At 66.7% G+C, this 13,317-nt stretch carries 13 protein-coding genes; 9 read left to right on the top strand and 4 right to left on the bottom strand.

Annotated elements, in window-relative coordinates; translation table 11 throughout:
- Positions 1–60 precede the first annotated feature (60 nt).
- The 6 genes from AC731_RS02610 (at position 61) to chrA (ending at position 5,962) form a co-directional block, all read left to right on the top strand.
- Positions 61–621: a carboxymuconolactone decarboxylase family protein gene (locus AC731_RS02610; protein WP_048709055.1), complete on the top strand. Its 561-nt coding sequence runs from the start codon at positions 61–63 to the stop codon at positions 619–621.
- Positions 618–1,703, top strand: coding sequence for an acyl-CoA dehydrogenase family protein (locus tag AC731_RS02605; RefSeq protein ID WP_048709053.1), 1,086 nt, complete (start codon positions 618–620; stop codon positions 1,701–1,703). Before AC731_RS02610 ends, AC731_RS02605 begins: the two co-directional genes overlap by 4 nt.
- The gene (locus AC731_RS02600; RefSeq protein WP_053085859.1) at positions 1,700–2,542 is read left to right on the top strand and encodes an ABC transporter ATP-binding protein; all 843 of its coding nucleotides are present in this window, start codon (positions 1,700–1,702) and stop codon (positions 2,540–2,542) included. The genes AC731_RS02605 and AC731_RS02600 overlap by 4 nt, the downstream gene beginning before the upstream one ends.
- Before the next feature lie 16 nt (positions 2,543–2,558).
- Entirely contained in the window at positions 2,559–3,797 is a 1,239-nt protein-coding gene (locus tag AC731_RS02595; protein ID WP_048709052.1) for an ABC transporter substrate-binding protein, read from the top strand.
- 5 nt (positions 3,798–3,802) lie between these two features.
- Positions 3,803–4,552: an ABC transporter permease gene (locus AC731_RS02590; protein WP_048710511.1), complete on the top strand. Its 750-nt coding sequence runs from the start codon at positions 3,803–3,805 to the stop codon at positions 4,550–4,552.
- 66 nt (positions 4,553–4,618) lie between these two features.
- Positions 4,619–5,962 (top strand): chromate efflux transporter, encoded by a 1,344-nt coding sequence (chrA, locus tag AC731_RS02585; RefSeq protein ID WP_048709051.1) that lies wholly within the window; start codon positions 4,619–4,621, stop codon positions 5,960–5,962.
- Between the two features lie 27 nt (positions 5,963–5,989).
- Here chrA and AC731_RS02580 read toward each other — a convergent pair whose 3' ends face one another.
- The 4 genes from AC731_RS02580 to AC731_RS02565 are packed head-to-tail and all read right to left on the bottom strand — an operon-like array spanning position 5,990 to position 9,907.
- Positions 5,990–7,396 (bottom strand): FAD/NAD(P)-binding protein, encoded by a 1,407-nt coding sequence (locus AC731_RS02580; RefSeq protein ID WP_048709048.1) that lies wholly within the window; start codon positions 7,394–7,396, stop codon positions 5,990–5,992.
- 11 nt (positions 7,397–7,407) lie between these two features.
- Positions 7,408–8,256, bottom strand: a complete 849-nt coding sequence (locus AC731_RS02575; RefSeq protein ID WP_048709046.1) for an EAL domain-containing protein — start codon at positions 8,254–8,256, stop codon at positions 7,408–7,410.
- A gap of 35 nt (positions 8,257–8,291) precedes the next feature.
- A complete protein-coding gene (locus tag AC731_RS02570; RefSeq protein ID WP_048710509.1) occupies positions 8,292–9,575 on the bottom strand; it encodes an NAD(P)/FAD-dependent oxidoreductase in 1,284 nt (427 codons plus the stop codon).
- A gap of 11 nt (positions 9,576–9,586) precedes the next feature.
- Positions 9,587–9,907 (bottom strand): c-type cytochrome, encoded by a 321-nt coding sequence (locus tag AC731_RS02565; protein WP_048709045.1) that lies wholly within the window; start codon positions 9,905–9,907, stop codon positions 9,587–9,589.
- A gap of 411 nt (positions 9,908–10,318) precedes the next feature.
- Between AC731_RS02565 and AC731_RS02560 the strand changes: the two genes are divergently transcribed.
- From AC731_RS02560 to ssuC, 3 genes are read left to right on the top strand one after another with little or no spacing between them, the layout of a single operon-like run.
- The gene (locus AC731_RS02560) at positions 10,319–11,290 is read left to right on the top strand and encodes a sulfonate ABC transporter substrate-binding protein (protein ID WP_048709044.1); all 972 of its coding nucleotides are present in this window, start codon (positions 10,319–10,321) and stop codon (positions 11,288–11,290) included.
- A 26-nt stretch (positions 11,291–11,316) separates the two neighbouring features.
- On the top strand, positions 11,317–12,492 hold the full coding sequence (gene ssuD, locus AC731_RS02555) for an FMNH2-dependent alkanesulfonate monooxygenase (RefSeq protein WP_048709043.1): 1,176 nt from the start codon (positions 11,317–11,319) through the stop codon (positions 12,490–12,492).
- Between the two features lie 16 nt (positions 12,493–12,508).
- A complete protein-coding gene (gene ssuC / locus AC731_RS02550; protein ID WP_048709041.1) occupies positions 12,509–13,300 on the top strand; it encodes an aliphatic sulfonate ABC transporter permease SsuC in 792 nt (263 codons plus the stop codon).
- Positions 13,301–13,317: the final 17 nt, after the last annotated feature.

Below are 13,317 nucleotides of genomic sequence, written 5' to 3'. Positions count from 1 at the left end.
TTCGATCCGTGGCCCTGCTTCAGCACAATTGCGCCGGTTTTCCAATACGGATCGAACACCATGTCCCGCCTGCCCCTGCAAAGCCTCGAAACGGCCCCCGAAGCCAGCCGTCCTTTCATCGAGCGCGCACTCGCCAACAACGGCTTCGTGCCCAACCTGATCGGCGTGCTGGCCAACGCACCCACCGCGGTGGAAACCTACTTCACCGTCGGCGAGATCAATGGTCGCGCCAGCCTGACGCTGGCCGAGCGCGAAGTGGTGCAGATCACCGCCGCCAGCGTGCACGGCTGCGAGTTCTGCGTGAGCGGACATTCGGCGATCGCGCTGAAGAAGGCGGGCTTCGAACGCGCCACGGTGGTGGCACTGCAGCAGCGCGGCGCCACCGGCAATCCGCGCTATGACGCACTCGTCGCCTTCACCCGCGCGGTCATCGTCAGTCGCGGCAACGTCGGCGATGGCGAACTGAAGGCCTTCCTCAACGCAGGCTTCAACCAAGCCCAAGCGCTCGAAGTCGTGCTCGGCATCAGCCTGGCGACGCTTTGCAACTTCGCCAACAACCTGGCGGCCAGCGAGATCAACCCGCAGCTGCAGGACTTCCGCCCGGGGGTACTGCAGCCATGAACGCGCGCATCGATGCGGTCGACGCCGACCTCAGCTGGTTCTCCATCAACGCCGAGGCCTACAACCTCGGTGCGGCCGACGCCGACCAGCTCGTCCCGGAACTGGGCCGGCGCGGGCTGTTTCGCATCGGCGTGCCCCAGTCTCTGGGCGGGGACGGCGGCGCCACCTTCGACGGCGTCGAGGCGATCGCCGCCATTGCCGAGCGCTCGCTGACCGCAGCCTTCGTGTTCTGGGGCCAGCGCACCTTCATCGAATACCTGCTGCAGTCGCCCAACACGCAACTGCGCGAGCGCTGGCTGCCGGCACTGCTGACGGGCGAATTCGCCGGCGCCACCGGACTGTCGAACGCGATGAAGTTCCTCTCGGGCATCGAATCGCTGCAGCTGCGGGCGACGCAGCACGGTGCGCGTTGGGAGCTCGATGGCCGTCTGCCGTGGGTGACAAACCTGCGCAAGGCCGGCTTCATCGTCGCGGCCGCTGTCGAACGCAGCGATGGCGCAACACCGATGGTCGTCGCGCTCACCGACAGCCAGCAAGGCGTGGCGCGCAGCGCGGACCTCGACCTGGTGGCGCTGCGCGGCAGCAACACCGCGGCCATCGATGTGAGCGCCGCCGACATCGGCCCCGAGCACGTGCTGCACGAGGATGCGCGCAGTTTCTGCCCCGGCGTGCGTCCGGCCTTCCTGTCACTGCAACTGGGGATGTCGATCGGCCTTGCGCGCGTGGCGCTGCGCACCGCCGCCCAGCACGGCCAGGGTGCCCATCGCATCCTGCTGCCGCGTGTCGGCGAAGTCTCGGCCGAACTCGAACAACTCGTCGGCGCGGTCCGCGACGGGCTGGCGAGCCGCCGCTTCGTGGCCGAGCCGGCCGCGCTGTTCCGCATCCGCATCCGGCTTGCCGAGATCGTGCAGAGCGCGCTCGGGCTGGAACTCGACGCCAGCGGAGGACGCGCCTACCTGCGCGACCAGAACCGTGACTTCGCGCGGCGTTGGGTAGAGGGTGCTTTCATCCCGGTGATCACCCCCAGCCTCACGCAATTGCAGGGCGAACTCGCCAAGCAGGCCGGAGCCTGCAAAGCATGAACGCGCCGCAGCCGCTTGCCTCAACCCTCGGCAGGGATCCCGCCGGCGAACAGGTGCTCTCCGCGGAGCGCCTGTCCTTCGCCTACGCGAAAGCCGGCCCCACCTTCGAGGACGTCTCGATCGGCATCGGTCGGCGCGAGATCGTCTGCCTGCTGGGTGGCAGCGGCTGCGGCAAATCGACCTTGCTGCGCGTGCTCGCCGGCCTGGAAACAGCCAGAGCCGGGGCAGTGCGCTTTCTTGGCCAGCCCTTGCACCAGCCGCATCCACGCAGCGCGCTGGTGTTTCAGCAGGCCAGCCTGCTGCCCTGGCTGAACGTGTTCGATAACGCCAGCTTCGGGCTGGACTTCAAGCACCAGCCCGCCATCGACGCCGCCGCCCGCAAGGCGCGCGTGCAGGAGGCGCTGGCCGCCGTTGGTCTGGCTGGGCGCGAGCAGGCCTGGCCCGCCGAGCTGTCCGGCGGGCAGGCCCAGCGTGTCGCGCTGGCCCGCGCGCTGGCCCGGGAGCCCGAGCTGTTGTTCGCCGACGAGCCCTTCTCGGCCCTGGACGCGATCACCCGCGCCGAAATGCAGCGGCTGCTGGTGGAGGTCGTTCACCGCTGGCATGCGGCCGTGCTGCTCGTCACCCACGACATCGACGAGGCCATCCTCGTCGCCGATCGCATTCTGCTGATGGCCGGCAAACCCGGCCACATCCACCGTGAGTGGGCGGTCGACATTCCGCATCCGCGCGAAGACCACCCCGCAGCGGTCACCACGCTGCGGATGCAGGTCCTGACTGCCCTGCGCGCAACGGCCGAGGGCGCTGCCGCCACGCTCGCGCCAGCGCCGAACGACTCCTGAACAGGAACTACAAACCATGGACTACAAACCCGCCACCCGACCCCACATCTGCCTGTCGTCCGACTGCGGCTGCGGCATGACCCGCCGCGACTTCCTGCGCCTGTCTGCCCTGACCGGCGCAGGCCTCGCCGTGCCCATGCTGCGCGCGGGCGACGCCATGGCACAGGCCGCCAAAGGTGACGACGTGCCGGTCAGGATCGGGTACCTGCCGATCACCGATGCGACGCCGCTACTGGTCGCGCATGCGCGCAAGCTCTTCGAAGCCGAAGGCCTGCGCACCGAAGCGCCGCGCCTTTTCCGAAGCTGGGCGCAGATCGTCGAGGCTTTCGTCTCCGGCCAGGTGAATGTCATCCACCTGTTGTCGCCGACGACCCTGTGGGTGCGCTACGGCACCAACTTCCCGGCCAAAGTGGTGGCCTGGAACCACATGAACGGCTCGGCGCTGACCGTCGCACACGACATCAACAAGGTGACGGACCTCGGCGGCAAGACGGTAGCGATCCCGTTCTGGTACTCGATCCACAACATCCTGCTGCAGAAGCTGCTGGTGGCCAACGGCCTGACCGCGGTGACCCGACCGCGCGGCACCTCGATCGCAGCCAACGAGGTCAACCTGATCGTGCTGCCGCCGGCGGAGATGGTGTCGGCGCTGGCCGGCAAGGGCATCGCCGGCTTCATCGTCGCCGACCCTTTCAATGCCGCGGCCGAGATCAACAAGGTCGGCAAGGTGCTGCGCTTCTCCGGCGACGTCTGGAAGGACCACGCCTGCTGCGTGACCTTCCTGTCCGAACGCGACATCGCCGAACGCCCGCAGTGGGCCCAGCGCGTCACCAACGCGATCGTCAAGGCCCAGCTGTGGACGCGCGGCAACCAGCTCGAGGCGGCCAAGCTACTTGCCGCCAATGGCGACAACCGCTACACGCCGCACACGGTCGAGGTGCTGGCGAAGGTGCTGTCCGCCACCGACTACAAGATCTACGAGGACAGCGGCGTGGCCCGCAACAAGGGCTGGCACCAGCGCCGCATCGATTTCCAGCCCTACCCCTTCCCGTCCTACACCGAAGAGCTGGTGCGCAGCCTGCTCACCACCAAGGTCGAAGGCGATGCGAGTTTCCTCGCCAAGCTCGACCCAGCCTTCGTGGCGCGCGACCTGGTCGATGACCGCTTCGTGCGCGTGGCAATCGACGCCGTAGGCGGTCCGCAGGTCTTTGGCCTGCCGGCCAACCTGCTGCGGCAGGAAACCATCGTGGTCTGATGCGCATGCCCACACCGCTGACCCTCCCCGTCCTCGGCCTCGCGCTGGCTGCCGCCCTGTGGGCGGTAGCCACCCTGCTGCTGGCCACCGACACGCCAATCCTCGCCAACTTCGCTCCGGTGGAGGCACTACGGGCACTTGCCAGGCTGGTGGTCGACCCGCTGATGTGGGATCACATCGGCGTCAGCCTGCAGCGGGTGGCAGTCGGCCTCGGGGTGGCGCTCGCGATCGGCGTGCCGCTGGGCATCCTCACCGGCGTGTCGCGCGTGTTCGCGCAGACGACCACGCCGCTGTTCCAGTTCCTGCGCATGATCTCGCCACTGTCGTGGATGCCGATCGCAGTCATGGTGCTGGGCGTGGGCGACGCGCCGGTGTATTTCCTGCTCGCCTTCGCTGCCGTGTGGCCGATCCTGCTCAACACCGCGGCCGGCGTCGCGCAGCTCGATCGCAACTGGCTGATGCTCGCACGCAGCCTGTCTGCCACCCGCTTCGAGACCATCTTCCGCGTCGTGCTGCCGGGCATCGTCGCCCACATCCTGAGCGGGGTGCGGCTCGCGATCGGCATCATCTGGATCATTCTGGTGCCCGCGGAGATGCTCGGGGTGTCGGCCGGGCTGGGCTATTTCATTCTCGACGCCCGCGACCGCCTCGCCTACCCAGACCTGATGGCGGCGATCCTGATCATCGGCGCGCTGGGTTTCGCGCTCGACCATGCGGCACGGTGGCTGTACGCCCGCTGGCTGCACAAGCGCTGAATCGCATAGCGGCGCGCCGCGCAGCATCAAGTCAGCGACAATCGGGGACCAGGAGGACCAACCGACATGAATGCCAGCCCACCGCTGACTCAGCACCCCGCCCAGCCCTCCTTCCGCGAAGCCTTCCTGTTCTGGCTGAAGCTCGGCTTCATCAGCTTCGGCGGCCCTGCCGGGCAGATCGCGATCATGCATCAGGAGCTGGTCGAGAATCGGCGCTGGATCTCGGAGCGGCGCTTTCTGCATGCGCTCAATTACTGCATGGTGCTGCCCGGGCCCGAGGCGCAGCAGCTTGCCATCTACATCGGCTGGCTGCTGCATCGGACCTGGGGCGGCATCGTCGCCGGCACGCTGTTCGTGCTGCCATCGCTGTTCATCCTGGCAGCGCTGACCTACATCTACCTGGCCTTCGGCGACCTGACTCTCGTGCAGGGCATCTTCAATGGCATCAAGCCTGCGGTGGTGGCGATTGTGGTGTTCGCCGCCTGGCGCATCGGCTCGCGGGCCTTGAAGAACCGGCTGCTGTGGGCGCTCGCGGCGGTGTCCTTCGTGGCCATCTTCATCTTCGGCATACCCTTTCCCTACATCGTCGTCGGCGCCGGCCTGCTCGGCGCGCTCGGCGGCAAACTGGCGCCGGACAAGTTCAGGGTCGGCGGCGGACATGCTGGCGCCGACAAGGACTACGGCCCCGCCCTGATCGATGACAACACTCCACCCCTGCCCCATACGCGCTTCAGCTGGACCTACCTCGTCACACTGATTGTTGCGGCGGCGATCCTCTGGGGCGCGGCGATGGCCGTGCTCGACGAACCGGTGCTGCGTACCATGGGCGAGTTCTTCACCAAGGCCGCGCTCGTCACCTTCGGCGGTGCCTATGCCGTGCTGCCCTACGTCTATCAGGGCGGCGTCGACACCTACGGCTGGCTCACCGGCACACAGATGATCGATGGTCTGGCCCTGGGCGAGACCACGCCCGGGCCGCTGATCATGGTGGTCGCCTTCGTCGGCTTCGTGGGTGCCTGGACCAAGGAAATCTTCGGTCCCGATGCCCTGTTGCTGGCGGGCTTCGTCGGCGCATCGGTGGCCACTTTCTTCACCTTCCTGCCGAGCTTCGTATTCATTCTCGCAGGGGCGCCGCTGGTGGAGTCCACCCACGGCGACCTGAAATTCACCGCACCGCTCACCGGCATCACGGCCGCCGTGGTCGGGGTGATACTCAACCTTGCATTGTTCTTCGGCTGGCACGTGATCTTCCCGCACGCGACCGAGGCTGCACCATTCTCAGGTGGCTTCGAATGGTTCTACGCCTTGATTTCGCTGGGAGCCTTCATCGCACTGTGGAAGTACAAGCAGGACGTCATGAGCGTAATCGCTGCGTGCGCTTCCATCGGCCTCGTGCAAGCCCTCATCTGAAAGGCTTCAGCCGTGGAGGGCCGGACTTCAGGCCGGGCGTTCCAGCAGATGGCGGGCGAGGTCCTGCGTGTGACGACGCAACTCCGGAACGGCGATCGCCTCCCAGTAGCGCGCTCGCAGCATGGGGCCGACGTAATGCAGTCCCGCTACCCGGTAGCCATCCCTGCCGATCACGTTGTAGTGCTCATCCAATTCGATCCCGATGTGCAGCGGATCCGGCCGCAGATAGCCCTCTTCCCGCAGTTGCACGATGAGACGCGACGCCGTGAGACGCGTGACGTCGTAGTCGGGGCCGGTGCAATTCACCACGGCGGCCACCTCGAGTTCGCGCACCGGGCCGCCATCACGCGGCTTCAGCTTCACGCGGACGCCCTGGCCTTGCACCTGCATGCCGATGACCTGCCCGGCAAGGACCTCGGCCTGCGCGGAATCGAGCAGGCCTTGCAGGCGCCGATAGGCCGTCGGCGCGAGACGATGGCGGTGGATGTCCCACCATGGCCCGACACGCGAGAGGAAACGTCGTCGTTCCCCATACGGCAGCCTGCGCCAGAGCTCGGCGGTGTGAGGGCGCAGCCCGTTGATCACATCCCGCCAGTTCTGTCCCTCTTGCTGGAGCAGGCGAATCTGGCGCCGGATGGCTCGCAGGTAGGCGAAGGTGGTCGGCTCCAGCCCCTCCAGATAGTCTGGAAAGGCCATCGTCGCGGGTGGCTGCGGGCGAGTACGGTGCCCCTTGGGCAGCAGACCGCGACGTGACAGCAGATAGACCTTGCGCGCGTCATCGCGGCTGGTCAGGCGGAACAGTGCGTCAATCGCGGTGTGCCCGGTGCCAAGCACCGCAACGGTCTGTCCGCCGGGAACATGATCCATCGCCCCGTAATCCCAAGGGTTGCCCACATAGCGACCCGATCCGGCCAATGCGTCAGCGACGGGCAAGGTCTGCGTCGCCACATGTCCGGGCGCGAGTACCACCTGATCGGCCGCGAGCGCAGCACCATTGTCCAAACTGATCTCGAAGCGTCGCAATGCCGGCATTCGCCGCACCGCCACGGCCTCGGCACGAACGCGTGTGAACGACGTTGCGCTGCAGAGCTCAGCAACGCGCAGCGTGTGCTCCAGGTAGTCTCCGAAGAGGCGGCGAGGAACGAACGACCCCTCATTGAAGGCCGGATCGATGTCGCGGCAATAGGTCAGGAAATGCCCTGGCTCCTCAGCGAGTGCGCTCATGTTGCCGGCGGGCACGTTGAGCAGCATGCTGTCATCCCAGATGCGATACGCCAACCCGCGGGCAGCACGCGCATGCTGCTCGATCAAGGTGATGCAAACCTGCTCCGGCGCTGCCTCACGCAGCAGATGGACCGCAGTCAGCGTGCCGCTGAACCCACCGCCGACAATGACAACGTGCCGCGTGCGCGGCGGACAGGACGCATCTTTCACCGTCGTACCCTTTAGAAGGCGAAGCGATCGAGGGCGTAGCGCTCCGCGCGCGTGATCGCAGCGCGCGGGGCCGGCAGGCCATAGGCGTACCCTTGGGCGAGCAGGGTCTCATCCGGAACACCGTCCAGTTTGTGCTCGAGTCGCGTCACGACGACGTTCGCACGTTCGCGCAAGCTCACCAGCCACCCCAGGCGCGCCTGCCAGTCTTCGGCAATGAACAGGCGAGCGCTGTCGATTTTCACGAACTGCGCCGGCACCAGGCCGGAGAGGGTCTGCCACTGCATCGGCGACTCGACATTGATGGCAACCTGGAAGCCGTTGTTGCGGTAGTTTCGCAGGACAAAGGCCAGCAGGTCCGGCTGGCTGCTGGCCTCGAGCGGAGTCTCGATGACGATACGCTCCGGCGGCAGGCCCAGCGCATCGACCACCTTGCGGAATGCAGCACCGTGGTCGCTGCTGACGGCGGCCAGCAGGCGGCCGTGAACGTTGAGGAAGAGCAAGCCGTCACCTTCGACCGAGGCCAGGAAGTTCAGCGCATGGACGGTCCGCGCCAGGCGATCCAGCGCCACCAGGCGGTCATCGTCCGCGTTCGAGGAGAACAGGGCCCACGGCGAAAGTGCGCGCTCGCCGCTGCCAAGGATGCGCAGATAGGCCTCGTAGCCGATCGTGCTACCGTCGGCGGGCCGCACGATCGGCTGGAAGACACTCGACAGTTCGCAGCCGAACCAGTCGCCCACCACGCCACCTTCCGACAGTCGGCGCAACTGTCGCCCGCCCCCGCGCCCGAGCGGCAAGCGGTCGAGAAATGCCCGCGCGCGCTGCGCAAGGGCCGGCTGCACGCCGTCGGCTTGGTCTTCCATTCCTACCTCCTCTGCCAGCAAGTTTAAATCGCGGATCAGGTCAGCGCATCGGCCCAGATGTTGCGGGCCCAGGCCAGTGCGTATTTGCCTTCGAGATCGTTGGCGACCGCGGATAGCCCGCCCGCACCCTTGACCGGCAGGAGCGTGTTTTCCTGCGTATCGAACTTGTGCACCGAGGCCACATGCACCACGTCGCGATCGGAAACGAAGCTGTAGCAGGTGTTGGCGATGATCGGCGTCGGATTCGGCGGGAGTCCGGTGAGGCTGGCGATGACCGCATCCGCCGCCACCTTGGCGTGGTTGTTGGCCATGAAGCCGGACTTCGGCATGCCGGGCGCCGAAGCCGTCGCATCACCGATCACATGCACGCCTGGAACGGCGGTCGATTCGAAGCTGCGGAAATCGACGCCTGCCCAACGGCCTCCGACATTGGCTAAAGGGGTGGCGATACGTCCGCTGCGCTGCGGTGGAATGACGTTGAAGAGGTCGGCCCGAACAGTGTCGAACTCGAGCTTCGCGACATTGCCGCGCAGGTCGAAATCCTGCAGCACGCTGTTCGGACGGTACTCGATGATGCCCTTGTAGCGCTCCTCCCAGGCCTGCAGGAACAGCGCCTTCTTCGAGGTGATGTCCGGGTTGCCGTCGAGGATCAGCACCTTGGCGTGCGGCTTGTGCTGCTTGAAATAGTTGGCGATCACGCTGGCGCGCTCGTACGGTCCCGGCGGGCAACGGTAGGGCGCCTTCGGGATCGAGATCGCGAAGACGCCACCATCGGGCAACTCTTCGAGACGCTTGCGCAGCGCTACGGTCTGCGCCCCTGCCTTCCACGCATGCAGGACCTGCTGCTGCGCCTCGACGCTGTCGAGACCGGGAATCTGGTCGTAGAGGAAATCGATGCCGGGCGCGACGATGAGCCGGTCCCACGGCAACGGGTCGCCCTTGGCGAGTCGAACCTCGCGCTTGTCGACATCGATGGCCACGGCCTCGTCGCGCACAAGGCGTACGCCGTACTTGGCCAGGCCGTCGTAGGCGATGGTGATGTCCTCGATCTGCTTGACACCGGCCAGCACCAGGTTGCTGATCGGGCAGGAGACGAAATTCTGGTTGCGTTCAACCAGCGTGACCTCGAGGCGGGGCTCCCACTTCTTCAGATATTTGGCGGCCGTGGCGCCGCCGAAGCCGCCGCCGATGACGACGACGCGCCCCAGCGACGCGCGCCCCACCGGTGTCGCGCACGCACCGGCGCCGAGGCCAGCGCCCAGTGCAGCCGCCAGACCGGCGGAAGCCTTGATGAATCCGCGGCGATCAATCGTATTCATGAGCATCCACCTCAGCGCTTCGGTTGGGCGGCAAACCACTGGGCCAGCCGCTTCAGTTCATCGTCGGAATACCCTTTGGCGTGCTGGTGCATGACCGTCGCCGGGCGAACACCGCTCTTGAAGTCGCTGAGCAGCGCGTAGAGATCGTCGGCGTCACGTCCAGCCAGACTCGTCATGCCGGCCTGGGCATGGCCATCCGTGCCATGGCAGGCGGCGCAAGTCGCCGCCCAGACGCGCACCTGGCGGTCGCCCGCCTCGGCCTGTACCGGGGAAGTTGAAAGAAGCGCCGAGGCCGCAACAACGGCGCCAAGGGCGCGAACGGGAGCGCGCATGTGAATTCTCCGCAAAGAGTCGAGGCGGCGGATGCTCTCTTATCCGCCGACGAAACCCAACGAAGAAATTCTGCTGAGGTATTCAGGCTTGTCGATTAGGGACGGCCGACAGCGCATGCCCCGGCGTCAGCGCGGCCGCCAGCAGGAAACTGCCCAGGAAATCCGCCATGGATACTTCCTTGAATGAGTCTGCCCCGCCGTGCGGACGCGCGCGCCAAAGCGCCTGGCGATTGCATTCGCCAACGGCCAAAGACCGGAATCTGCAAACGATTCCACGAGACCGTCGATAAGCAAAGCGGTTTTTCTTGGTTCGATGGCGGGCTGAACGCGTCGTCTAATGCGCTCCGACAACCGGGCCCACAGACCCGTCGGCCACGGCCCCCTTCCCCGACACACATCAGGAGTCCAATCATGTCCACTTCGTCCAGCGCCCTCTCTCGGCGTTCCGTTCTCAAGGGGCTGCTCGCAGCAGCGGCAGCACCGATCGCGCTCTCGACCCCTGCTGCGCTCGCCAACACCCCCGAGATCCGCATCGGCTGGCAGAAGGGCTCGACACTCTCGATCGTAAAGGCGCGCGGCAATCTCGAAGCACGCCTGAAGGCCGAGGGCGTGAAGGTAACGTGGACCGAATTCCCTGCCGGCCCGCAGATGCTCGAGGGGCTCAACGTCGGCAGCATCGACCTGGGCGTGGTCGGCGAGACGCCGCCGGTGTTCGCCCAGGCTGCAGGCGCGGACCTCGTCTATGTCGGCAACGAACCACCCGCGCCACGCGCGGAGAAGGTGCTCGTACCGAAGGATTCTCCGATCAAGTCGCTGGCCGATCTGAAAGGCAGGCGCGTGGTGCTGAACAAAGGCTCCAACGTGCATTACCTGCTGGTGAAGGCGCTGGAATCGGTCAATCTGAAGTACAGCGATGTCGAGGTGGCGTTCCTGCCGCCGGCCGACGCCCGCGCTGCCTTCGAGCGCGGCGCGGTCGACGCGTGGGTGATCTGGGACCCCTTCGGGGCTGCGGCCGAAGCGCAACTCGATGCGCGCATCCTGGCCGACGGCACGGGCATCGCGAACAACTACAACTTCTACATCGCCTCACGCCCCTTCGTACAGAAGCATCCGCAGGTGCTGGCCTCCGCCCTGGAGGCGATCAACGAAACCGGGGAGTGGGTCGGCGGCAACCAGGCGGAGGCCGCCGCCATCGTTGCGCCGCAGATCGGCCTGCCGGTCGACGTGGCCGCTGTGTCGATCTCGCGCTACGGCTATGGCGTCAAGCCACTGACCGACGATGTGATCCGCCACCAGCAGCAGATGGCCGACACCCTCACCGGGCTGAAGCTGATCCCGAAAAAGCTCGACGTCGCATCGGTCGTGTGGCGTCCGGCACACTGATTGATCCACGAAACCGGACCTCCACCATGCCTCAACATAAGCCACTCGACATCTTCTGGTTCCTGCCAACCCACGGTGACGGACGCTACCTCGGCTCCGCGCACGGCGCACGCGCAGTCGACCACGATTACCTGAAGCAGATCGCACAGGCGGCCGACAGCCTGGGCTACGGCGGCGTGCTGATTCCGACCGGGCGTGCCTGCGAGGACGCCTGGGTGGTGGCCTCCAGCCTGATCCCGGTCACGCGCACGCTGAAATTCCTGGTCGCACTGCGGCCGGCCACCACGTCGCCGACCGTTGCCGCGCGCCAGACCGCCACCTTCGACCGCCTGTCCGATGGCCGGCTGCTGATCAATCTCGTGGCCGGCGGCGACTCCTCTGATCTCGAGGCCGACGGCATCTTCCTGGGCCACGACGAACGCTACGATCATGCCGACGAGTTCCTCGAGGTATGGAAGCGCCTGCTGGCAGGCGAAACGGTCGACTACAAGGGCCGGCATGTCGAGGTCAAGGGCGCGCGCCAGCTCTTCCCGGCGGTGCAGCAGCCGTATCCGCCGCTTTACTTCGGCGGCTCCTCGAACCGCGCGCACGACACCGCAGCCAGACATGTCGAGCTTTACCTGTCCTGGGGCGAACCGCCGTCCGAGGTGGCGCGAAAGTTCGCCGATGTCAGAGAGCGCGCCGAGAAGGAAGGCCGTCAGGTGCGGTTCGGCATGCGCTTGCACGTGATCCCGCGCGAGACCGAGGCGGCAGCCTGGCAGGCAGCGGACGAACTGATCAGCCAGCTCGACGACGACACCATCGCCACCGCACAGCGCGCGCTCGGCCAGATGGACTCCGAAGGCCAGCGCCGCATGCGCGAACTGCACGGCGGCGACCGCAGCAAGCTTGAAATCGCCCCTAACCTGTGGGCGGGCGTCGGGCTGGTGCGAGGCGGCGCGGGCACCGCCCTGGTGGGCAACGGCAAGATCATCGCCGAGCGCATCAAGGAATACGCCGCGCTCGGGGCCGACACCTTCGTGCTGTCCGGCTATCCGCACCTGGAAGAGGCCTACCGCTTCGCCGAGCTGGTCTTCCCCCACTTGCCGCTGGCCGGCCGCGACACTGCCCAGCTGGCGCCACCTGGCGCATCCAGGCGCCGCGTCGCGCCGATGGGCGAGATCGTCGGCTATGCGCAGGCGCCCAAGGCTGCGCAAAGCTGACCCGGGGACAGCGACCGTGACCACTCCGAAACCATTTGCCGCAGGCCGTGCGCTGCGCCGCGTCGGCCCCTGGCTGGTCCCTTTCGCCATCCTCGCAGGCTGGCAGGTCGCCGCCCAGCTTGGCTGGTTGTCCACGCGGATCCTGCCCGCGCCCTCGGCCGTGTTGGCCGCAACCTGGACTCTGGCCGCCTCCGGCGAGTTGTTCGTGCATCTGCAGGCCAGCTTCGTGCGCGCGGCGATCGGCTTCGCCATCGGCGGCGGTATCGGCTTCTTCTTCGGCCTCATCAACGGCGGCTACCGTCTGGCGGAAAACCTGTTCGACACCACGCTGCAGATGGTGCGCAACGTGCCTCACCTCGCGCTCATCCCGCTGGTAATCCTGTGGTTCGGCATCGGCGAGGAAGGCAAGCTGTTCCTGGTCGCGCTGGGCGTGTTCTTCCCGGTGTACCTGAACACCTTCCACGGCATCCGCTCGGTGGATGCTGCGCTGGTGGAGATGGGGCGCTCCTACGGCCTGTCGGGCTGGTCGCTGTTCCGTCACGTGATCCTGCCCGGCGCGCTGCCCAGCATCCTGGTCGGAGTGCGTTACGCGCTCGGCTTCATGTGGCTGACGCTGATCGTCGCCGAGACCATCGCCGCCAGCTCCGGCATCGGCTACATGGCCATGAACGCCCGCGAGTTCCTGCAGACCGACATCGTCGTCGCCGCCATCCTGCTCTACGCCGTGCTGGGCAAGCTGGCAGACGTCGCCGCTCGGCTGCTGGAGCGGCGACTGCTGCGCTGGAACACGGCCTACGCCGGGCACTGACACCCGCCCGCTGTCAC

It is taken from the genome of Thauera humireducens, assembly GCF_001051995.2.
In the GTDB taxonomy this organism is placed as follows: domain Bacteria; phylum Pseudomonadota; class Gammaproteobacteria; order Burkholderiales; family Rhodocyclaceae; genus Thauera; species Thauera humireducens.
Note: the sequence above shows the minus strand (reverse complement) of the source record. Positions and strands in the feature narration are given on the sequence as shown.

Excerpts from the sequence above, each read along its gene's own strand:
- AC731_RS02595 (WP_048709052.1), top strand. The coding sequence starts at position 2,559 with ATGGACTACAAACCCGCCACCCGACCCCACATCTGCCTGTCGTCCGAC.
- AC731_RS02600 (WP_053085859.1), top strand. The coding sequence starts at position 1,700 with ATGAACGCGCCGCAGCCGCTTGCCTCAACCCTCGGCAGGGATCCCGCC.
- chrA (WP_048709051.1), top strand. The coding sequence starts at position 4,619 with ATGAATGCCAGCCCACCGCTGACTCAGCACCCCGCCCAGCCCTCCTTC.
- AC731_RS02560 (WP_048709044.1), top strand. The coding sequence starts at position 10,319 with ATGTCCACTTCGTCCAGCGCCCTCTCTCGGCGTTCCGTTCTCAAGGGG.
- AC731_RS02605 (WP_048709053.1), top strand. The coding sequence starts at position 618 with ATGAACGCGCGCATCGATGCGGTCGACGCCGACCTCAGCTGGTTCTCC.
- AC731_RS02610 (WP_048709055.1), top strand. The coding sequence starts at position 61 with ATGTCCCGCCTGCCCCTGCAAAGCCTCGAAACGGCCCCCGAAGCCAGC.
- AC731_RS02570 (WP_048710509.1), bottom strand. The coding sequence starts at position 9,575 with ATGAATACGATTGATCGCCGCGGATTCATCAAGGCTTCCGCCGGTCTG.
- ssuD (WP_048709043.1), top strand. The coding sequence starts at position 11,317 with ATGCCTCAACATAAGCCACTCGACATCTTCTGGTTCCTGCCAACCCAC.
- AC731_RS02590 (WP_048710511.1), top strand. The coding sequence starts at position 3,803 with ATGCCCACACCGCTGACCCTCCCCGTCCTCGGCCTCGCGCTGGCTGCC.
- AC731_RS02575 (WP_048709046.1), bottom strand. The coding sequence starts at position 8,256 with ATGGAAGACCAAGCCGACGGCGTGCAGCCGGCCCTTGCGCAGCGCGCG.
- AC731_RS02565 (WP_048709045.1), bottom strand. The coding sequence starts at position 9,907 with ATGCGCGCTCCCGTTCGCGCCCTTGGCGCCGTTGTTGCGGCCTCGGCG.